General features: G+C 61.7%; 14 protein-coding genes. 13 read left to right on the top strand and 1 reads right to left on the bottom strand.

Annotated features, from left to right (window positions below):
• Positions 1-422: 422 nt before the first annotated feature.
• The 7 genes from OXG79_09430 to OXG79_09400 all read left to right on the top strand — a co-directional run bounded on the left by OXG79_09430 (position 423) and on the right by OXG79_09400 (position 7,997).
• Positions 423-1,130, top strand: coding sequence for a class I SAM-dependent methyltransferase (locus OXG79_09430; GenBank protein MCY3783993.1), 708 nt, complete (start codon positions 423-425; stop codon positions 1,128-1,130).
• A 574-nt stretch (positions 1,131-1,704) separates the two neighbouring features.
• Positions 1,705-3,207, top strand: coding sequence for an amidohydrolase family protein (locus OXG79_09425; GenBank protein ID MCY3783992.1), 1,503 nt, complete (start codon positions 1,705-1,707; stop codon positions 3,205-3,207).
• Between the two features lie 736 nt (positions 3,208-3,943).
• Complete coding sequence (locus OXG79_09420; protein ID MCY3783991.1) at positions 3,944-5,041, top strand: tyrosine-type recombinase/integrase; 1,098 nt, start codon at positions 3,944-3,946, stop codon at positions 5,039-5,041.
• Positions 5,042-5,257: 216 nt separating this feature from the next.
• Positions 5,258-5,590: a hypothetical protein gene (locus OXG79_09415; protein MCY3783990.1), complete on the top strand. Its 333-nt coding sequence runs from the start codon at positions 5,258-5,260 to the stop codon at positions 5,588-5,590.
• 200 nt (positions 5,591-5,790) lie between these two features.
• A complete protein-coding gene (locus OXG79_09410; GenBank protein MCY3783989.1) occupies positions 5,791-6,117 on the top strand; it encodes a nucleotidyltransferase domain-containing protein in 327 nt (108 codons plus the stop codon).
• On the top strand, positions 6,104-6,496 hold the full coding sequence (locus tag OXG79_09405; protein MCY3783988.1) for a HEPN domain-containing protein: 393 nt from the start codon (positions 6,104-6,106) through the stop codon (positions 6,494-6,496). The genes OXG79_09410 and OXG79_09405 overlap by 14 nt, the downstream gene beginning before the upstream one ends.
• Positions 6,497-7,112: 616 nt before the next feature.
• Positions 7,113-7,997, top strand: a complete 885-nt coding sequence (locus OXG79_09400; GenBank protein ID MCY3783987.1) for a replication-relaxation family protein — start codon at positions 7,113-7,115, stop codon at positions 7,995-7,997.
• A 7-nt stretch (positions 7,998-8,004) separates the two neighbouring features.
• Here OXG79_09400 and OXG79_09395 read toward each other — a convergent pair whose 3' ends face one another.
• Entirely contained in the window at positions 8,005-8,898 is an 894-nt protein-coding gene (locus tag OXG79_09395; protein ID MCY3783986.1) for a hypothetical protein, read from the bottom strand.
• 375 nt (positions 8,899-9,273) lie between these two features.
• On the opposite strand from OXG79_09395, the gene OXG79_09390 reads away from it, so the two are divergent.
• The 6 genes from OXG79_09390 (at position 9,274) to OXG79_09365 (ending at position 21,569) form a co-directional block, all read left to right on the top strand.
• Positions 9,274-12,714, top strand: a complete 3,441-nt coding sequence (locus OXG79_09390; protein ID MCY3783985.1) for a helicase-related protein — start codon at positions 9,274-9,276, stop codon at positions 12,712-12,714.
• Positions 12,704-13,822, top strand: a complete 1,119-nt coding sequence (locus tag OXG79_09385) for an SIR2 family protein (GenBank protein ID MCY3783984.1) — start codon at positions 12,704-12,706, stop codon at positions 13,820-13,822. The genes OXG79_09390 and OXG79_09385 overlap by 11 nt, the downstream gene beginning before the upstream one ends.
• A 1-nt stretch (position 13,823) precedes the next feature.
• Complete coding sequence (locus OXG79_09380) at positions 13,824-15,560, top strand: ATP-binding protein (GenBank protein ID MCY3783983.1); 1,737 nt, start codon at positions 13,824-13,826, stop codon at positions 15,558-15,560.
• A 475-nt stretch (positions 15,561-16,035) separates the two neighbouring features.
• Complete coding sequence (locus OXG79_09375; protein ID MCY3783982.1) at positions 16,036-16,380, top strand: hypothetical protein; 345 nt, start codon at positions 16,036-16,038, stop codon at positions 16,378-16,380.
• 115 nt (positions 16,381-16,495) lie between these two features.
• Positions 16,496-18,613 carry a DUF262 domain-containing protein gene (locus tag OXG79_09370; protein ID MCY3783981.1) on the top strand — a complete coding sequence of 706 codons (2,118 nt, stop codon included), beginning with the start codon at positions 16,496-16,498 and terminating at the stop codon, positions 18,611-18,613.
• A gap of 25 nt (positions 18,614-18,638) precedes the next feature.
• Positions 18,639-21,569, top strand: a complete 2,931-nt coding sequence (locus OXG79_09365; GenBank protein MCY3783980.1) for a DUF1156 domain-containing protein — start codon at positions 18,639-18,641, stop codon at positions 21,567-21,569.
• The last annotated feature ends 85 nt before the right edge of the window (positions 21,570-21,654 follow it).

The following is a 21,654-nucleotide window of genomic DNA, read 5'->3' as shown; positions in this document are numbered from 1 at the left end:
GTTTGGACAGATGCGAGGTGGAGGAATTCGGAGGTTCGGCGTGCGATGGCGACGCTCAGTGCGAACCGCCGTCTTCCTTGGCTCCACGCGTGTGGTCGCAAGCAGTGCAACGATGGCCCGCGTGGGCGGTCTGCGACGGCTGAGCTGTGTCGCTTCACGAACCGACGGCGCGACCGGGCGCCTCGGGGCGTCCAATCCTGGCTGCGGTGGACGGCTACTAGAGCCCACGCACCCGTCGAACTCGTGTTCGCGCAGTCAGCCCCCGTTGCAGTTGGCTGGGCTGTTAGAGTCGCGCCAAACCCACCGCGGACGTGGGCATCGGGGCTTGACGCCAATGTGCCGCGATACGCTTTACCCAATTGAGTCTTTTGGCGTACGGACAGCACCGCCTCTACGGCGATCTCGCCCACTTGTGGCCTCTAGTGAGCCCTCCCGAGCAATATGAGGAAGAGGCTGGCTACTGGCTGCGCGAGCTTCGGGCGCGATTGGCGCCGGGCAGGCGACGCATACTTGACTTAGGCACCGGCGGCGGCCACCACCTCCACCGCCTGACCGACGACTTTGACGCCGACGCCGTCGATCTATCGCAGGCGATGCTAGCGCACTCGCAGCGGCTGAATCCCAGCGTCCGCCACCACGTGGCGGACATGCGGACCGTCCGCCTCGGCGAGGTGTTCGACGCCGTGCTTATCCACGATGCCATCGACTACATGACAACCGAAGCCGACTTGCTTGCGGTCTTCGCTTCCGCTCGTGCTCACCTACACCCCGGCGGTCTGCTGCTCGCGGCACCTGACAACTACGCGGAGACGTTCAAGGCACCAGGCGTTTGCTGCGAGACCAACCGCGACGCTGAGACCGAACTCACGTGGGTCGAATACTCGGTAGACCTCGACCCCAGTGACACGACTATTGAGACGACCTACGTGTTCTTCATCAAGCGGGGTGGCGAGCTCCGGGTGGAGGTGGACGGCCACACGACCGGTCTGTTCCCCATCGCCACGTGGGAACGCTTGCTGACTGAGACCGGTTTCGAGGTGGAGCGGATCGACTATCCCGTCAGCAAGGATGGTCGTCCCATGTTTCTCTGGGTGGGTCGGCTACATGCCCAACTGTCGCATTCCTTCTGATCGGGCGAGCGTTGCTAGGGCCCCTGCATGGGAGATTGCGGCCCTATCGTGAAATCGTTGGCTGCGCCGACGGAATGCGGCTTTTGGCCGATGCGAAGATCAAGTGGACTTGTAGGCGGCGGTGGCCAATCGGCGCTTGCCTTCGGTAGTCAGCATGCTGGCTTCGCATCGGACCTAGACGGCTACGGCGGCGTGTTGGCGCGAACGTCCGGTTCTTGAGAACGTGGCTGAGTGCCCGGAGGCGCGCTTGAGGTCCTTCGGAGACAAGTCGGCCAAAGTCCGCGTGCGATTCTGCCGAATGTCTGGCAAATGGCCAGTTGGTCTGCCGGCGTTCGATCCGAATGTGGCCGGGGAACAACCGGCCGAGTCTGTGATCAATTCCAAGTAGCCGCGGCATCTAGCATGGGCTAGGACTAACGCCAGACGAGCATTGCACGCGGCATCTCGTCGGGATCGGATGACAAGCTGGAAGCGGAAATACACCTAGTTCCCATGTGTGAGCACGCTGCTCCGAGACCGCTAAGCTTGCGGAGCGCCAACCGCTTCATCTGGGCACTGTTCGGGAAGTCATGGCATGAAGTGGCCACCGGGATCCGGCACGACCGGCAGTCTGACGCGCCGCGAATTCCTCGGACTTGGGGCGCTTGGCGTCGGAGCGCTGCTTGGCGCCACCGTCGCCGGCTGCCAAGAAGCCGTGCTGGACTCACTCGCACCGCCGGAGTCGTGGGACTACGCCTTTGTGCAGGTTCAGGTGGTGCCCATGGACGTCGACGCCCTGCTTTCTGACCAGACCGTCGTGACGGCTAACGGGCGCATAGTGGCGATGGGACCGTCCAGCGCGATCACTCTTCCAGCCCACGTCAGGCAGATCGACGGCCGTGGGCGCTACCTCATGCCGGGATTGGCGGACATGCACGTGCACCTCGCCGGGCCATTCGGTGCCTACGGAATCCGTGATCCGCTCAACCCCGAAACGATAGCCATGGCTGAAGACGACCTGTTGCTTTACGCCGCCAACGGAGTAACCACGATTCGCAACATGTTCGGCATTCCGTTTCACGCCGGCCTCAAGCGGCGCATTGTCGATGAGGACCTGTTGGCTCCCACGCTGTACACCTCGGGACCGCGCATCGCGACCGGCAGCTGGCATCCGTCCCTAGTGCTCGCAACGCCTGAAGAGGCTGACCGGGAAGTCCGGGCCCAGCGGCTGGCCGGCTACGACTTTGTGAAGGTCGGCTCGGAGTCGCCCGTGGAGATCTACGACGCCATCATGAACACAGCCGCGGAGATTGGCATTCCGGTCATTGGACACGTCAATTGGCGCGTGGGCGTGGCTGGAGTCATTGCAGCCGGCCAGTCCAGCATCGAGCATCTGGATGGCTACCTCTACGCGGCCCGCGCCAACGAGCGCGCCACGATCGGCGCCGATCGCCCGTGCTTGTGGGCGGACCGGGCCGATACAGCAAAGATCGATGGCCTTGTGGCACAAACCGCTGCCGCCGGGGCGTGGAATTGCCCCACGCTCTCGACGAACAACCGGCCCCTCGCTCAAAGCGACGTCGACGCCTTCGCGCGGCGATTCGAAGTGAGTCTAGTCCCGCCCGACACTCGCTCGGCCTGGGCGCACCTAACCGGGTCGATCCCCGATCGAAACCCGCAGCAGGAACGCTGCTACGCCCTGCACCAGTCCATCGTCAGGGCCCTCAGCGACGCCGATGCGCCGCTCCTCGTGGGCACGGACGGCTGGGGCTACTTCATGATTCCTGGCTTCGCGATCCATGAGGAACTCTGGAGTTTCGTCGATGCCGGACTGACGCCGTTCCAGGCATTGCGGGCCGCAACGAGCGAGTCTGGGCGATATCTCCGGGAGGCACTTGGCATCGACGAGGTTGTTGGCGTGGTGAGGCTGGGCGCGCAGGCGGATCTGCTCCTGCTCAACTCGAATCCCCTCATCGACGTGGCGAATGTTGCAGACCGTGCGGGGGTGATGCTACGCGGGCGGTGGGTGCCTGAAACTGAGATCGCTGATCGACTAGACGCCCTAGCCGCTGCGTACGATGCCCAGGAGGCGGCCTGACTACTCTCCCCCCGCTGGTGGCGGAGCACGAGGAGGCCAAAACTAACGACGCGACGAAAGCCGTTGGGATCTCATAGCTAGTTGATGCGGAGATAGCCGTCTGTGCGGCACCCGACGAGCGTGGTCTTCACAATTGCCGTGTGCTTGCGGACTTAGGCAGTGCCGAGCCCGTTTGAGGTGACGCAAGCCTAGTGAAGGGGTACTCGATCAGACCGCCGGTCGCTCTTCCATGAGCCCCAATCGGCCAGCACTGATTCTCTGCAATCTCTGGCGGCCCGTCTCCACAAGTCCGCGGTAGACGGTAGAATCCGAATGTCGCCGATTGGCGACGAATGGACGAAGTTCAGCCGGACGTTGGGCACTAGCCTTTGCGTCAGATTTGGCGCCGGTACGTGCCGTAACAGAAGGAAAGACCAGGGAGGCACGCGGCAGGCGAACGAAACCTTGAGGGGCTAGTGGCCTCCGGGCTGTGCGGGTTCGAGTCCCGCCCTCGGCACCACGATTCGCCGGTCCCAACCTGTTAATCAGGCCAGATGGAGGGACCGGCGGGGACGGCGCCAGGCCACTAGCTTCGCAGCCAAGGGGCCCGAGGCTACTAGCCTGAAAGACATGAATCGGGCCACTAGCCTGATCGGGCGAAGCCAACACCCATCGCACGGCCACCGCACGGCGCCCGTCGATCCGCCGCACAACCGGCGCACGAAACCGGATCCGGCGCCGGCGGAAAGGCCGCATCATGCCGACTATGCCCCCTCCGATCGAGCTCGATCTGACCGACGCCGTCGCGGTGTATCTGGACCGTTGCGAGGCGGAGGGCTTTGCGGCCTCCACGGTCGCCCTCTATCGGATCGTCCTCGAGCAGTTCGTCGCCTTTGCCGGACGCCAGGAGTGCGCGCGCAGCAGCGAGCTGACCCTGGAGCTGGCGTTGGCCTGGCAGCGCTACCTGCGCACGGAACAGGTCAACGATCGCGGGAGGCGCCGCGGGGCGCGCTCGCGCCGCCTGGCGCCCCACACGGTCCACGGCTACTGCCGCACCCTGCGCACCTTCGCCGGCTGGCTCGCCGACTACACCGACCTGCCGGCCAACCCGCTCGCCAAGTTTCGGCCGGGGCGCCTGCCCAAGAAAGAGGTGCAGCCGCTCACCGAGGACGAGCACCGTCGCATCATCGAAAGTCTCGATCCACGCACGTCCACGGGACTGCGCAACCTGGCGTTGGTCAGCATGCTGCTCGACACCGGCCTGCGGGCCTCCGAGTTGTGCAACCTCCGGCTGGACGATCTCAACCTGGCCACGGGCGAGATCCGCGTGCTGAGCGGCAAGGGCGCCAAAGATCGCGTGGTTGCTCTCGGGCGGCGCAGTCGGGAGGTCGTGAGGCGCTATGTGCACGTCTTCCGCAAGACCGGCGAATTCGATGCCGGACCCCGCGCGCCCCTATTCCTAAGTTATCGGGGGCGTCCCCTGGCGCGAGAGGGTCTGGCGCGCATCGTTGCTCAAATCGGCGAGCGGGCGGGCGTTACCCCGCTCTATCCCCATCGGTTTCGCCACACGTTTGGGGTCACCTACCTGCGCGCTGGCGGCGACGTGCTGACCCTGCAGCGCATCCTCGGCCACTCCACCCTAGCCATGGTCAACCACTACCTGCATCTGGCTACCTCGGACGTCGTGGCCCGCCACCAGGAGCATTCGCCGGTGGATCGCCTGCCGGACTTCAAGTCGTTCCGGCGGCTGCCGCGCCGACGCGGGAAGCGTGGACGTGCCCGCATCGTGGCGGCGGAGAGCGGCTCCATCGTGGTGCGAACCGAGAACGGACAACTGCTCGAAGTAGTGGCGTGACCGGTCGGCGCCGATAGATCGGCTCTCTCCCCGCCGTGCGACTCGATCACTGGCAGTCCTACGGATTCCTGGCTAGCGGAGGCCGGCAGCCGTGGTGACCCTTGAGGCATGACGGCCTCCACCACGGTCGGGCGCGCGTCCGCATCCCCAGGCCGTCGCTCCCTTGCCCAATGGGCACGGTTGGTCGACGAATGCCTGAGGCACCTGGACGATCCTGTGCGCTTGCGCCAATCGCCGCTGGCCAGACTTGCCGGCGTCGGCGCGCACGCGCGTCGGCAACACCCCCTGAATCCGCACGGCGAGGTCCTGGCCCTCCAGGAACTTCTCTGCCAGGCCGTCGATGCGTCGCTGCCCGCCCTGCCGCCGCGGAAGCGGGAATTCCTGGACCGCTACGCACGCGGAGAGCCGATTGCCGCAATCGCCCGGGCGATGGGTATGAGCCGCCCGCATCTGTCGCGAGCCTATCGACCCGTGGTTAGCCTGACCGTGGCGATCGCACTGCGGGCGCTCATCGAACGGGATCCAGCCAAGGCAGCGCCAGCGACCTAGCTCTCTTGCCGCTGCGAGCGCCGTTGACATGTACCAAGCGTGATGAAGTTTCGGCGCACGGCTCGACGAGAGCCAGGCCGCTTCGGAAGTGGACCGACTCGAGCTGTGGGCTCCCCATTCGGAATCTGACAATTCGAGAGCTCAGACAGCCGTATGATGGCAGGGAAGCTCTTGGCTGACTCAGCCGGAGCAAGCTACTCATGACGAACCAGACACTCGACCACGAAATCCTGGATGACATCGTTCGTCGGGTTGTCGACGTGGCCCAGCCCGAGAAGATCATTCTCTTCGGGTCCGCCGCACGCGGCGAGATGGGGCCGAACAGCGACATCGACTTGCTGGTCATCAAGGACGAAGACGACGCGCGTGGTCTGTCGGCGCGGATCCACCGAGAGCTGCGGGGAGTGCGAGTCGCCGTTGACGCGATTGTCGTCGCGCCGAGGCACATCGAACGCTACAAGAACAGCCATGCGCTGGTAATCAAGCCTGCCCTTCGGGAGGGGACCGTGGTCTATGAAGCCGCCTGAGCGGTACCCGCCCGATGACCCGCGCGAATGGCTGAACCGGGCTCGAAGCAATCTGTCGAAGGCTCGTAACCACAGCCTGGGCATCTACCTCGAGGATCTATGCTTTGACGCTCAGCAGGCGGCCGAGAAAGCCGTCAAGGCTGTGTTGCTTGCTCGTGGCATTGAGTTCCCGTACGTGCACGACTTGGGCCTGCTGCTGACCTTGCTTGAAGACGCTGGCGAGGCTGTCCCGGAAGTGATTCGTCAGGCTGAGAGGCTCAACCCGTACGCCACGACAGCCCGCTATCCCGGCATCGCCGCCCCGGTGTCTGAGCCCGAGTACGCCGAGGCATTGGGCATTGCGGAAGCGGTGGTCAGTTGGGCCGCGGCACGCATCTGAATCGGGACACTGCCGGGGTGGCAAGGGCTCAAATGGTGAGTCTTTGCGGTGCCTGCGGTGTTTCTCGCTGTGGCTTCGCACGGGACGGCTCCTGTTCGCAGATGGCAGTTCCAGGGGCGCGCAAGGCGGTTGTCGAGGCGCGAGCTGTCTGGTGGAGCACGGTCCTCGCACCGCAGAGCAAGGCCAAATGACCGGCCGTAGGCAATACGGAATCCTGGCTATGCGTCTTTTTTTGATCCGCCGACGATGACCGTGACCTAGATAGAGCAACCTAGCGAGCGCACTGTCCGTGTACCCCTGTCCGCGATCGGTCCTGGTCAGGACTCGGTGGGCTAGGGGAGTGTCGATGCGCCGGCGAATGCCACCCGGCAGCTCGTCTGTAGACCGATCGTCGGCTACGTCAACGCCTGCGCCAACCGTTGCGCCATGCGGTGCGTTTCGCGCCAACCACCGTCGCCTCGCGAATCTCGGCCCATCGGCGGCCCTCTCTTGAAGGGCCGGCCTGTCCCTGGACGCCTCGGCACCCCAGATTCCGGGGGTACGCATGGCCCAACGTTATTCCCGGATCCGTTTCTCCTTCAGAGCTCCGAATCCTTGGAATAACCTCTGCTGCCCGATGCCCGCCCAGCACCCCTTCGCCCGGCAACTTCAAGTCCTGCGGGTGCTTCGTCTTCACCGCTATCTCTCCGTGGAGCAGATTGCCGCCCTCGTCTTCACCACCTCCAGCCGGCGCGCCTGTCAGGCCTGTTGCACCAAGCTCCATCGCAAAGGCTACGTTCACCGCTTTGAACTCACTCGTGGTGGTCTTGGTGGTGGTCGTTCCAGTTACATCTATGCACTCGCCCCTGCAGGCGCTCAGGTGCTCTCCCAGGCTGCCGACATTCCGATCGTGGACATCCCCGTAGATCCCGATGCTCCCACCGCTCGATCTGTCTTTGTGCGTCACCAGCTCGCTGCCAATCGTTGTCTCGTGGCCGTTTGGCAAGCCTCCAGACAGAGTCCCGGAACCCACGTCCGCCAGTGGACCTCAGACCCCTTCAGTCGCGTGCGGTACCTGCCAAGGGGAGCGAAGCTCCAGCGGAGCGTGCATCCCGACGCCATTGTCATGCTGCAGGTCCATGATCGTGAGCACTGGGCCTTCCTGGAAGTCGACCGCGGGACCCAGCCGCTCAAGCGTTATGCGGCCAAGGTCCTCCGCTACGCCCGCTTCTGGCTCTCCAGGACTTGGCCGTCCGTCTACCCGATGTTCCCAGCCCTGCGCGTGGTGAGTATGTCGGCGGCGCGGGCGGCGGCGATCGCGGAACTGGCGGCGGATGTCATCGACCAGTTCGATCAGTTGCCCTACGAGCGCCTGCGTGACGGGATTTACGTGGCGGCGACTTCGGAGGCGGAGCTGGTGGCCGATCCCTTCGGGGCCATCTGGCGGCCGGCCTACGGACCGCGCGACGCCAAGCACGCGTGGTGCGTCGACGGCCCGTCGGCGCCTGCAGCGCCACGCTGAGGCGATCTCACGTCCGATGGGCACTCGCGGTGCCTACCGGGAAATCTCGAGCCCACCGGGCCTCCGTGGGATCCCACTGCGCCCCCGGCGGAACCGTGCTGCTGAGGATGGGATCCAGCAGGGCCGCGGCCCACGCGTGACCGACAGCCAGAGTTGGCGGTAGACCGAGTTCGACCGCGCTGAGTCGATATTCGTCGGCCCACCATAGCGGTGGCGCTGGCACTGCCAGCGGCCAGGTCGGCGAGGCATCCCACGACCACATGCGCGCCAGCGCCCGACGCACCTCATGCGCCGTGCAGGTCAGGTGCGGCGAGAACCGCGCGATGGTTAGCAGGTCCTGGCAGCCGGGAAAGCGGCTCGTGAGGCCAATGTAGGCCCCAAAGCGGTCCGCGGTCTGTGCCAGCCGACTGCGCGTCGGGAGCAACGGCGGCGGCCCGTCCACGGCCGCCAGCACGTCGAGGCCGGTGATCCACTCAATCTCGTCCTCGGCCGGGTAGGCGAACCCTATGAGCAGGTCGGCGTCTCCGATCTCCCCGTCGCGGTCAGAGGCTTCGATGCGGTAAGACAGAACGGGGCCCTGGGTAATCTCTGGCCGACGGTCGCTGTGACGGACCGCCAACTGCACCGGCTCAAGTCCCTGATGCTCTGTGGCTCGACGCAATGCGGCGTCCACGGCTGCGCGAGCGTGCTCGGCGACCTCTTCAGAATCGCCGTGGGTGGAAGCCACGCCGTCGTAGCGGTGCTCCAGTCGCCGGTCGTCAAAACGGACCCAGCGGTCCGGAACGTCCGCTGACAGCCGGGTCAGAAGCCATTCGACGAGGAATGAACGGCGAAGGCGCACCTCCGCGATCCCGGTGCGCTTGGTGAGGCGCCTGAGCTCGTCGCTAACGGCGGCGTGCAAGGGCCCGCAGTTCCGAGAAATGTCGCCTTAGGCGAACAGCGATTCGATAGAGCCCAGCCAGCGATCCACTCAGTGAGACCGCCCTAATTTCGCCGAGCTCGCAGGCGAAAGGCCGGGTTGTCCGGTCATGTCAGTCCCATGATGGGTACGCCACCCGGTGGCAGCAATCCAGGATTCCGTGGTCGTCTTGGCAGCGACGGACTCCAACTGCAGAAAGCAGTCGAGCATATGGCTGTAACCGGCACCGTGAGCAGCCGCGCTGTTCGGGAATCGTACGGTAGTATCGCTCTTTGAAGATTGCACCGAGCGTTCAAGCACTGGCGACGAGACGAGCCGTGAGCGCGCTCGGCCAACCACCGCAAGAAAACCGGCTGCGTGAGCGAACCTGAACCGCCAAGAGAAGGCCAGCGGCTGATCGGACCGTTGTTCGATGAGCCAATGCTGGTCGAGACTGTACGAGCGGCGGGTCCAGGCGCGTGGACCCTTGGACTCGTCGGTCAGCAATCGGAACAGTTCCGCCGCGCCACGCTCACCACGAGTGACATTGCTCAACTCACGATCAGCGAGCCCACGCTGTCATACGACGGTGACGGAGAGCTGCTTCGCCTCGGACTCCAGGCCTACGCGCTCGGCATCGCCTACGAGTTTGATCCCTACTTCGGGCTGTCAATCTCGCGCGTCGACCCGTTGCCGCACCAGCTTGAAGCCGTGTACGACCATCTCCTCAAGCTTCCCAGTGTGCGCTTCTTGCTCGCCGATGACGCAGGCGCCGGCAAGACCATCATGGCCGGCCTGCTGGTCCGCGAGCTCAAGCTCCGAGGACTTGTCGAACGCGTCCTCGTCGTCTGTCCTGCCAATTTGACGTTTCAGTGGCAGCGCGAGCTCAGGGAAAAGTTCGACGAGCAGTTCCTGGTGCTCAAGGGCTCAAACATCCGCGATCAGTTCGGCGTCAACCAGTGGTTGGAGCAGCCGCGCGTCATCACGTCGCTCGATCTGGCCAAGCGCGCCGACATCCTGCCCGGGCTGCGGCAGGTGCGCTGGGATCTGGTGATCGTGGACGAGGCTCACCGCATGTCGGCCAGGGATGAGACGCACAAGAGCCAGCGGTACCGGCTGGGGGAATTGCTGCGCGACAGTGCCGATCACGTGCTTCTGCTGACTGCCACGCCGCACAAGGGTGACCCGCAAAACTTCACTCTCTTCCTCCAGCTACTCGACCAAGATGTCTACGCCGACGTGAAGTCGATCCGCGAAGCGATGGAACAGCAGCGCGCGCCCTTCTACCTGCGCCGAACTAAGGAAGCGATGGTCTATTTCCCGGAACAGCAACCGGACGGCAGCTGGGCCGCTGCACCCGTATTCACCAAGCGCTTCACGCACACGGCCGGCTTTGCCATTGACGGTGACGAGTACGAGCTGTACGACCAGGTCACTCGCTTTGTGAAGCGCCAGAGCCTCCGCGCGGCATCGCGGGGAGACGACCGGCGGGCGCGTGCCGTCGGCTTCCTCATGTCGCTGTACCAGCGCCGGCTTGCCTCTAGCACCTACGCCATGCGCCTCTCGCTCGAGAATCGGGCCAAGCGGCTGGAGGACGGACTCGTACAGGCCGAGGACCTGGCGCGGACAGCGCCACCCGATCTTCCTGACTTGGAAGACTTAGACGAACTCGAAGACTCCGAGCGCGAACGCCTGGAGCGGCTGCTGGAAGCCGTCACGCTGGCTGGAAATGCCGATGAGGTTCGCCGGGAAATCTCTGAGCTCCACGAATTGGCAATCCGGGCAAGGTCCGTGGAGAAGTTGCAGACCGAGGCCAAGCTGCGGCGCCTCGAGGAAATCCTGCGGGAGGAGGGGTTCTTCGACAACCCTGACCAGCGCCTTCTGATTTTCACCGAGTTTCGAGACACACTGAGCTACTTGGTGGAGAAGCTCGAGAATTGGGGGCTCCGGACCGGCACCATCCACGGCAGCATGTCGCCGGGCTCGCGCGACGAGCCTGGCACACGTCTCCACGCCGAGCAGCAGTTCCGCGACGGCAAGATTCAGGTCCTGGTGGCCACGGAGGCGGCGGGTGAGGGCATCAACCTGCAGTGCTGCAACTTCCTCTTCAACTACGACATCCCCTGGAATCCCAATCGCCTGGAACAGCGCATGGGGCGCATCCACCGGTATGGCCAACGGCTCGACTGCCTAATCTTCAACTTCGTCGCTACCAATACGATCGAGGGGCGCGTGCTGCAGCGGCTGCTGGACAAGCTGCAGGAAATCCGCAACGCCCTGGATGACGACGCCGTGTTCAACGTGGTTGGCGAGGTGCTGCCCGCGGCCCACGTAGAGCGCGTGTTCCGGGACTACTACGCGGGCAGGTTGGGCGACGCCGATCTAGAGGAGCGGCTGCTGAGGGACGTGGATGAAGTGCGCTTCCGCGATATCTGCCAGACGGCGCTGGAGGGCCTGGCAGCCAAGCGGCTGAACCTCGACATGCTCGTCGAACGCCGCGCCCGCGCCCAGGAGCGCCGCATGGTGCCCGAGACCATCGCCCGTTTCATGGCGGCCTGCGCGGAAAACGCTGCGCTCACGCTCACGCCGGTGCGCCACATGCCCCATTCGTTCGATCCTGGCCGCACGTCCTCAGTGCTCAAGGCCTACGACCGCGCTCCGGACTGGAAACTGGCCGACATTGCGTCCCGCTATCCGCGTCTATCCACCGACCGCGAGACGGCGGAGGCTGGCAGCCTGGAATGGGTCACGCCCGGACATTCACTCTTCGAAGCCTTGCGGCGGCATGGTCTCGAGGCGGGACGAGAGGCTTTCGCCAAAGGCGCCTGCTTCCATTCGCTGGATCACGAGATGCCGGCTCGGCTCGATATCTACCGCGCGAGAGTTGTGGACGGCCTAAGTAACGTCATCCACGAACGGCTATTCACAGTGGAATTGGCCGACGGCGACACGCCCCGCCTGCGGGAGCCGGAGATCCTCGGAAATCTGACGCCCGCCGTCCCGCCCGACGATCTGCCTGCCGTGGCGTCTTTGCCAGAACCAAGCACCTGGCTGCATGAGCATGCTCTCGCGCCGTTCATCGACAGAGAGCGCGAAGAGCGGCTGGCCGAGGTCGATCGCATCGCCGAGCATGTCGAGTTGGCCTTGACCGAGGTGCTGCAGCGCACCGACCAGGAGATCGGCCGCGCCGTCGAGGAGGTGGAGCAGCAGATTCCGGGCGCCGAGGGCCGCAAGGCCCAGGCCGAAGCTCGCTACGACGAAGTGCTGACACGCCGCGACCGTCGACGGCGCGAGCTCACCCGGCAGCGCGCGCTGACACTGCAGGGCGTCGAGCGGCTGGCCAGCGTGCTCGTGCTACCCCATCCAGAGATTGAGCACCCGGAGGTTAGGCGACTGCGGCCCAATCCGGAGACAGAGATGACGGCCATGCGGGTGGTTATGGAACACGAGAAGTCCGAAGGACGGCTGGTGGAGGACGTGCACACCAAGAACCTCGGCTACGACGTGACGAGCCTCGACACGAAGTCCGGCGAGCTGCGGCTCATCGAGGTGAAGGGACTGGCTGCCGCGTCCGGGACCATCTTGCTCACACCCAATGAGCGCCGTGTCGCCGAGGACCGCCGCGACTGCTACTGGCTGTACGTCGTCACCAATTGCGCGGGAGACCCTCAATTGCAGGAGCCGGTCAAGGATCCGGCCCAGCGCCCGTGGCACGAAGTCCGCAAAGTGCAACACTATTGGCTGCAAGTGGATGCCCTCACGCAGCCCGTGGTGCTCAACGAATCTGAACGGCAATATCAGACCCTGAATGACAAGTAGCGACAAAGCAGGAAGACCGTCCCTTACCGAGGATATTGCGAAGACGGCTTTGCGCGATTTCTTTCGCGACAAGCCATTTGTCTTTCTGGGGAGTGGTATGTCGTGTGCACTTGACCCGCGCTTCGGAATGCCGGCGCTCACGGAGGAACTCACGAACTCAGTCACCGTTGATGGCTGCAATTCCAGGCAAGCTATGCAGTGGAACGAAGCCTTGAAATCCCTCAAGAGCGGACACGATCTCGAGGCTGCACTCGACAACGTCGCGGACTCCGAACTAGTGGCTGCCATCACACATGCGACGGCTGAGTTCATTTCGAAAATCGATCGTCAATTTTCTTTAAGGTTGTCTAAGGGTGACATCGAGTGGCCAGCGGCGGGGTTCTTCAAGCGCATAGTGGACACGCTTCCACCATCAGATAGCACGCTGCATGTCTTAACACCGAACTATGACACGCTATTTGAGCACAGCTGCGATTATCACTCTATACCATATACAACCGGATTCTGTGGTGGAATTCAGCGCGATCTTGATTGGGCAATGGCGGCGCAGTCTATGCAGTATAAACGCAATGTGATGCAGGGCAGCCGGATGCGCACCGTTACGAAATACCGCAAACACATCCGCGTATATAAGGTTCATGGCTCGCTTAATCTATTCTTTCATAATAATGTGCTAGTCGAGAACAATTCGTGGATGTGGAATGCGCCCGGTTTTGCGAGCCGCGTGATGATTACTCCAGGGCTTTCGAAGTTTCGAGAATTGCAGATTCATAGACGCGAACTATTGGCTTCTGCTGACGCGGCAATCGACAAAGCGTCTCGGTTCTTATTTCTCGGCTATGGCTTCAACGACAATCATCTTGAATCATACATCAATCGCAAGCTCATTGACCATTCGTGCAAGGGGCTTATTGTGACTAGAGACTCAAACGTGCGGATTGAATCGCTACTCGATCGGGCAGACAACCTTTGGCTTGTCTGCAAGATTCCGGAGGAGGACGCATGTGGGACGCGTATTTTCAATAGGCAGTACGCCGATTGGCTTAGGTTGCCAGGGAAGCAACTGTGGGATATTTCGAAGTTCACAGTGGAACTGATTGGGGACTGATATGGCGATTTTTGCGTTCGATGCGTCGCACGAACTCGGTAGCATTCGCGCTGTGGACACGCGACGGGTTGACGTTCAGGTAGACAGTGACGAAGATCTCCGGAAAGCACGGGTCGGCCAGTTGGTGGCAATTGAGTTGCCGGGACCGATCGATGAATGGCTGATTGGTGTAATCGATCGCGTGGTAAAGACGCCTGTTCTTGAAGACCTTACGGATTCGGAGCTCGACGAAGATCCGGAGATAGCGAACTTGACGGTCCAGCGGGAGCGAGTTCTTAACTCTGTTCGAATTACCCTCGTGGGCACTGTCTCGCAAAGTCTTGAAAATGAGTCTCAATTCTCGCGTTCGCTAATCCAAGTGCCGGAGATTGATGGCAAGTGCCTTGTGCTGAGGGATGCTCCTCTGCAAGCGTTTATGGCCCTTCTGTCGGCGGAGACTAAGGGAGCTCACTCGCTTGAAGTTGGTAGGTATACGATAGACGAGAATGCTGCGGCATATTTGGATGGCAATCGATTCTTTCAACGTCATGCGTCACTACTTGGTAGCACTGGATCCGGGAAATCGTGGTCAGTCGCAGCAATATTGGAGCAAGCCTCACGCCTTCCGTCGGCCAACTTGATCGTGTTCGATCTTCACGGGGAATATGGAGAGCTCTCTTACGCCCGTCATCTTCGCGTTCCGGGTCCCGAGGAACTAGGGCAGTCCAGCGAGTCACTTCTCTTCCTGCCCTACTGGTTGCTGAATGCCGAAGAGCTTCAGGCAATGTTCATAGACAGAAGTGAGTTTAGCGCGCACAACCAGGTGATGGTGTTTCAGGACGCGGTGGTAGCTGAGAAAAAGAAGGGCTTGGAGGAACTGAATAATGTGGAAGTCTTGAGTGCTTTCACATTGGACAGCCCCATCCCTTTTGCGATAGACGATGTAGTGCAAGAGCTAAAGCGACTAAATGAGGAGCGCATACCAGGTTCCAGGGGAGAAAAGAACGGTCCGTTTCATGGTCAGTTTAGCCGTTTGCTTCTGCGTCTGAATAGTAGGCTTACTGACAAGCGATATGGATTCCTCTTTCAAGCACCGTCTGCGTCACACGAGTATTTCGCGATGGCAGATATCGTCAAACAGCTCGTCGACTACTCGGCCGATGAATCCCAGATCAAAGTCATTGACTTTTCGGAAGTACCAGCTGAGATATTGCCTGTTATTGTCGGGCTCGTTGCCCGAGTTATTTACCAGGTCCAGTTTTGGACGGATCGAAAGAATCGCAAGCCTATGGCACTGGTATGCGACGAAGCTCACGTTTATCTGTCGCATAAGGAAGGTGCGAATCCCGTGGAGCAACGTGCAATTGAGAATTTTGAGAAAATTGCCAAGGAAGGCCGGAAATATGGGGTGGCACTGTTAGTGGTGAGCCAGCGACCGTCTGACGTGAGTGCGACAATATTGAGTCAGTGCCATAACGTTATGTCTCTGCGACTTACTAATAGTGACGATCAATCAACAGTGCGTCGTTTGATGCCAGAGAGTCTCGAAGGTCTCATGGACACGCTTCCGATTCTTGATATCGGAGAAGCTCTTGTGGTTGGTGATTCTGTTCTCTTGCCGAGTCGGATTCGAATTCATCCGCCTAGCGAGAAGCCATTGAGCGCTACGATAGACTTTTGGGACGAGTGGTCTCAGGAGCGAGATGTTCCGGACTTCAACGAATCCGTGGAGAATATGCGGAGACAGAACAGGAATTAGAGCAGAGCAAGGCATGAAATCGTTAATGGTTCAGTTTACTTTGTCGCCTGATGCGACGCATGTCGGATAAGACTCCGCTGAGGACCCCTCCTCGGAACGGAGCGTAGATGTGTTCGGGCTAGGCGCTACTGAGATCCCGAAAGACCGCAAACGCCTCGCTGAATTGGTCTTCGCAATCGCTGGAGCTTGACGGCATGCGGCTCCAGAGATGGCGATTCGGTGTGGACACCCCTGCATGTTAACTCTCTGGTGGGCACGGCGACCTTTCGGCTCGTCGTGCGCTATGCTCGTGTCTCCGGTCCTGCCCGACACTGGCGATTCTCAGTGCCCAGAGCAGTTCAAGGAAGAGGCGTTTCGCTCTGTGGTTGGGCTGCGCTTGGGTCTGGCAGGGTGAGGCAAGGCCGTCAGAACTGATGCGGGGTTGCGGGGTGTGATGCTTCAGTTCATCGCAAGCTTCGCTGACTATGATAACTCCGTGGATCCCGAATACGTAACGGTGGGCCGGTCGTTGGTGCGGGCCGAGCTCCCGGTGGAGAAGCCGGTGGTAGTGGACCGGCTTGCGTGCGTAGGCGCAATACCGCTGGATGTGCTGCGACTGGGCTGTGAAGGCTTGGAGAGCGATCTCAACTACTGGCTGTTTGTCGTCACCAACTGCGCGGCCGAACCGAAACTGCAGGAGGCCATCAAGGATCCGGCCCAGCGCCCCTGTCACGAGGTCCGAAAAGTGCAACACTATCGGCTGGCGGTCGACGCATTGACCCAGCCGATGGTCGTTCGGGAAGATCAGCCTCCCTATGGAGGGCGGACGCACGATGCGTGAACGCGATATGAATCAGTGGGGCTCGATCACGCGATTGGCAGATGGATGCCACACGCCCCTGTCCTCCGAGCCACGCGGATCCGCCCAAATGGCCTCAGCAGTTTGAGGTACCGCAATGCATGAAGTGAAATCCATCCAGGACTTGCTCAGCCAGATCGAGCGGAATGAAATTCTGTTGCCTGAGTTCCAGCGCGGCTATGTGTGGAAGCGTGACCAGGTACGAGGCCTCATGCAGTCGCTGTATCGCAAGCACCCAACGGGCCATCTGCTTGTATGGCGAACCTACAAGCCGTCCACAGTTCGCGGGGATGATTCGAGTTCCAACGGCCACTCCCTGTTGCTCCTCGATGGCCAGCAGCGGCTTACGACGCTATACGTTCTAGTCGAAGGGAAGGCGCCGCCGTTCTACGAAGGTGAGTCGCTGTTCTTCGACCTCTACTTCAATGTGCAAACTGAAGAATTCCGGTTTTGGCAAAAGACCCATATGGAAAACAATCCCGCCTGGTTCAGTGTTCACGACTTTCTTAGTGAGGGGCTGAATAGCTTGCTGGACAGGCTAGGAGATTTGCCTGATGAGCTCCGGGAAATCATCCAGAACAATCTGTCCAGACTTGCCAGGCTTGACCAGATTCGCGGCTACAACTATACGGTCGACCAGGTGACGGGAGACAACTATACCGTCGACGAAGTGGTAGACATCTTTAATCGGGTCAATAGCAGTGGAACGCCGCTTACCAAGGTTGATCTAGCGTTGGCCCACATTTGCAGCATTTGGCCCGAGGCCCGCGCAGAGCTGCGCACATTCAATGGGGAGATGACCAAGCACGGGTTCGGGGGGGATTTCGGTTTCCTCGTCCGATGCCTCGCCGGTATAGCAACTGGATCGGTGACGCTGGAAGGTGCGTTCCTTAGAGTTCCTGCGGAGCAGCTTCAAGATGCCTGGCTTGAGACGCAGGTGGCGTTTGAGCATCTCGTGAACGTCTTGAAGCACGAGGCATTTGTCGACGATCTAAATGACTTGCCGACCAGCAACGTCCTCGTGCCGATGACCGTATACCTCGCGCGGCAGGGGGGTAGCTTTCCGAATGACGCGATCAAGCGCCGGTTTATCCGTTGGATGTATTTGGCCGGCCTGTGGGCGCGGTACTCGGGCGCAACCGAGACGAAGCTTCAGCAAGACACGGCCCTGGTGTCCAACAGTGACCCCGATCCCACGCCTGAGCTTGAGGCAGCCATCTTGCGCGAGCGGGGTCGGCTTACCCTGGAGGCGTCCGACCTAGCCGGGGCGGGCATCGGCTCGGCCTTGGGACGATTCAGCTATGTGTTGGCCCGAGCTCGTGGCGCTCGAGACTGGTTCTCGGGTATTCGGCTTTACGACGACGCCGTTGGCAAACGCAACGGCCTTGAGTCTCACCACATCTTTCCGAGAAAGATTCTCCTAAAGGCGGGGCTGCACTCAAAGTCTGATAGCCGGTCAATCAACGAGGTTGCAAACCGGGCTTTCCTCACACAGAAGGCCAATCGAAAGATAGCCGCCGCGTCCCCGGCGGAGTACCTCGTCGACATTGAAGGGAATCAGCCGGGCGCACTCCGAGCACAAAGAGTGCCGATGGATCGGGAGCTATGGGGGGCGGATAGCTTCTTCAACTTCCTTGCTGCCCGCAGGCAGTTGCTGGCCCAGGCCATGAATGAGTTCATTGCCAGCTGGATTCCCAAGGGTGAAGAGGATGAGACGGACGAGTCTGCCGTTCGACGGCGCATGGAGGCGGGCGAGAACGACACGCTCGAATTCAAGTCAAGTCTTCGCTGGGACCGTCGCGATGAGCGTGTGAACAAGGAACTCGAGAAGGTTGCTATCAAGACGATGGCCGGATTCCTGAACGGGAACGGCGGCACACTCCTAATCGGCGTCGACGACGCCGGAGCCGCTGTTGGGATCTCGGCTGACTACGGGACCTTGAAGAAAAAGGATCGAGACGGATTCGAGCTGCACCTGCAACAGCTCGTCGCGCGCGATCTCGGCGAAGCGGCGTCGTCGTACCTGACAATCACCTTCCACGAGATCGACGGACATGACGTTTGCCAGGTGACGGTCGAAGCGAGCGACCATCCGATCTACGTGGATGACCGAAATTCCGCGGTCTTTTTCCTTCGCACTGGCAATGCCACCCGCCCGCTTCCGGTGAACGAGGCGGTGAAGTACGTGCAGCACCGCTGGGGAAAGGCGGCGTGAAGTCAGCCGAAGCCGGAATCTCTAGATGATTCCTAAGGCATGCAAACGCCTGGCTGAGGTGGACTTCCCCATTGCCGAGGTCTCGCGGCACGCGGCGCGTGAGAAATCAATCCGGCATGGGCATCCGTCAACGTTGCACATTTGGTGGGCGCGGAGGCCACTGGCCTCGTCGCGCGCGGTGCTTATGGCGCTGCTGCTGCCCGATCCTTGTGATCCCAACTGTCCTGAGGCGTTCAAGACCCAGGCGCCAACGATCCTAAGCGAAGTTCGGCAGCCGCCACGCAGCGATGAGGAGCTTCGCCGGGCGCTGCTCTGGTTCATCGGCGCATTCGCCAACTGGGACATGGCGGCATTTCCGGTCTATCTGCGCGTTGCGCGAATGCTGGTAAAGGCTGCGCACCCGCAGGAGACGCCGCTGGTGGTGGACCCGTTTGCGGGGGGTGGATCCATTCCGTTGGAGGCGCTGCGGCTGGGCTGCGAGGCCTTCGCCAGTGACCTCAACCCGGTGGCCTGCCTGATCCTCAAGGTGATGCTGGAGGACATCCCGCGGCACGGTCCGAAGCTGGCCGAGGAGCTTCAGCGGGTCGGCGCGGAAATCAAGGCCAAGGCTGAGCGGGAGCTGGCAGACCTGTATCCCAAAGACCCAGATGGGGCCACGCCCATCGCCTATCTCTGGGCGCGCACCGTGCGCTGCGAAGCTCCCAACTGCGGTGCCGAGATACCACTGCTGCGGTCACTATGGCTGTGCAAGAAACCGAAGCGCAAGCGGGCCCTGTGGCCCAGGGTGGAACGGGCGGACGGCGTTGCGCCGTGGGTGAACTTCGAGATATTCATCCCAACAGCCGACCATGAGGTTCCTGGCGGCACTGTCGCCCGAGCCAGGGCCACCTGTCTCTGCTGCGGCGCGGTGCTCGCGCCGGAGAGGGTTCGCGCACAGCTTGCCAGTCAGCGCGGCGGCACGGACACGGTTTTCGATGCGGAGGGCAATCGCATCGGAGGTGCCCGCATGACGGCGGTGGTGACGCTCAGGTCCAGCGAGCGGGGCCGCCGATACCGGCTGCCGACGCACACTGACTATGCGGCGGTTCGATCGGCGCAGAAGCGTGTGGAGAGTCTCTTGGTCGAGTGGGAGCGCAGCGGGCAGCAGAGTCTCTGTCCTGTACCAAATGAGGTGCTGCCGCTGATGAGCGGAACCTTTAACGTTCCGATTTACGGCATCAATACATGGGGCGACTTGTTTACGGCTAGGCAGAAGCTGGCGTTGGTAGAATTCGCGAGCGGGATTGCGAGAAGTTCAGATGGAGATGTAGCGAGCTTGGCTCTAGCTATGGTAGTTGGAAGATGTGCTGACTACGGAAGTTCTGGCGTGATTTGGGCAGAAGGGGGCGAATTTGTCGCCCATACTTTTGGCAGACAAGCGTTGCCTATGGTCTGGGACTTTGCCGAGGCCGCACAGTTAACGGATTCGTCTGGAAATATCGACGGAGCAATAGGGTGGATCGCTAGAGTTATCAACGCAATCCCCGGGTGTCCAACAGGTCAAGTTGAGCAGGCCGATGGGGCCGACCATCCACTGCCTGACCATTCGGCCAGCGTCTGGTTTACTGACCCGCCGTACTACTTTGCAGTCCCCTATGCCGACCTTTCTGACTTTTTCTTTGTATGGCTGAAGCGTGCATTGCCCAATCATCCTTTGCTGAAAGATCCCTTCGATCCGGACAACCAACTGACTCCCAAGGACCAAGAACTATGTGAAATGGCCCACTGGGACTCCGAGCGTTACCCTCACAAGGACCAACAGTTCTTCGAAGATGGCATGGCTGTTGCCTTCACTGAGGGCCGGCGCATATTGCATGAGGATGGAATCGGCTCGGTGGTCTTCGCCCACAAGACCACAGAAGGATGGGAAGCTCTTCTTTCCGGCATGATCCAGGGTGGTTGGACTATCACGGGTTCCTGGCCCATAGCAACTGAGAGGCCTGGTCGGCTTCGTTCGCAGGACTCTGCAGCATTGGCAACCAGTGTGCATCTGATTTGCCGGCCGCGGTCTCGAGATGCACGAATTGGCGATTGGGCCGATGTACTGCGGGAGCTGCCGGTGCGCGTCGGTTCATGGATGGAGCGCCTGCAGGGCGAAGGTATCCGCGGCGCGGACTTGGTCTTTGCGTGCGTTGGTCCGGCTCTGGAGATCTACAGCCGCTATTCCGCCGTTGAGACTGCGGAGGGTCGAGAGGTCGCCCTCTCGGAATACCTTGAGAGAGTTTGGGAGGTTGTCGGAACGGAGGCGTTGCGCCAGGTGCTGGGAACCGCCGAGGCCCAGGCCCGCAATGGTCTCGCCGCGGCGCTTGAAGAAGACGCCCGCCTGACCGCGTTGTTTCTCTGGACGCTGCAGAGCACCAGCGGGGGCGGGGATTCCGACGAAGATGAGATTCCGCGCGGAACGGCCGCCGCCTACAGCCTGCCTTTCGACGTGGTGCGCCGGTTCGCCCAGCCGCTGGGCATCCATCTGGACGACTGGGGATCGCGCATCATCGAGACGCGTAAGGGCGTTGTGCGCTTGCTGCCGGTCGCGGCACGCAGCCGGCAACTCTTCGGCCAGTCCGGGGCCGGCGGACTGGCCGACGAGATCGAGTCCAGCGCGGAAGCCGCGGCGCAGCTCACCCTGTTCCCTGCCGAGCCCGCCGGCACGCGAACCCGTGCGCGGCGCCGCGTACGCGCACAGGCTGCGGGAGACGAACTTCGAGCTACGCTGGAAGCCACCACGCTGGACCGGGTCCACATCGCGATGCTCTTTCAAGGGTCGGGGCGCACACAGGCGCTGCGCAACTTGCTGGAGGCTGAGCAGGACCGCGGACCCGACTTCCTGCGTCTCGCCAACGCTCTCTCCGCCCTTTACCCTCGCGGCAGCCAGGAAAAACGTCTGCTCGACGCCATGCTCCTTGCGGTGCCGCGGTGATTTAGTGGGCTACACGATGGTCATTCCTGGGAACCGAGAGTCATTTCGCGACGCCGTCGTTCTCATGCCGGTAGTGACCTAGAAC

Source organism: Chloroflexota bacterium (assembly GCA_026706485.1).
Taxonomy (GTDB): Bacteria; Chloroflexota; UBA11872; order UBA11872; family UBA11872; genus JAJECS01.
Note: the sequence above shows the minus strand (reverse complement) of the source record. Positions and strands in the feature narration are given on the sequence as shown.

Excerpts from the sequence above, each read along its gene's own strand:
- OXG79_09425 (MCY3783992.1), top strand. The coding sequence starts at position 1,705 with ATGAAGTGGCCACCGGGATCCGGCACGACCGGCAGTCTGACGCGCCGC.
- OXG79_09420 (MCY3783991.1), top strand. The coding sequence starts at position 3,944 with ATGCCGACTATGCCCCCTCCGATCGAGCTCGATCTGACCGACGCCGTC.
- OXG79_09410 (MCY3783989.1), top strand. The coding sequence starts at position 5,791 with ATGACGAACCAGACACTCGACCACGAAATCCTGGATGACATCGTTCGT.
- OXG79_09405 (MCY3783988.1), top strand. The coding sequence starts at position 6,104 with ATGAAGCCGCCTGAGCGGTACCCGCCCGATGACCCGCGCGAATGGCTG.
- OXG79_09400 (MCY3783987.1), top strand. The coding sequence starts at position 7,113 with ATGCCCGCCCAGCACCCCTTCGCCCGGCAACTTCAAGTCCTGCGGGTG.
- OXG79_09385 (MCY3783984.1), top strand. The coding sequence starts at position 12,704 with ATGACAAGTAGCGACAAAGCAGGAAGACCGTCCCTTACCGAGGATATT.
- OXG79_09380 (MCY3783983.1), top strand. The coding sequence starts at position 13,824 with ATGGCGATTTTTGCGTTCGATGCGTCGCACGAACTCGGTAGCATTCGC.
- OXG79_09370 (MCY3783981.1), top strand. The coding sequence starts at position 16,496 with ATGCATGAAGTGAAATCCATCCAGGACTTGCTCAGCCAGATCGAGCGG.
- OXG79_09365 (MCY3783980.1), top strand. The coding sequence starts at position 18,639 with ATGATTCCTAAGGCATGCAAACGCCTGGCTGAGGTGGACTTCCCCATT.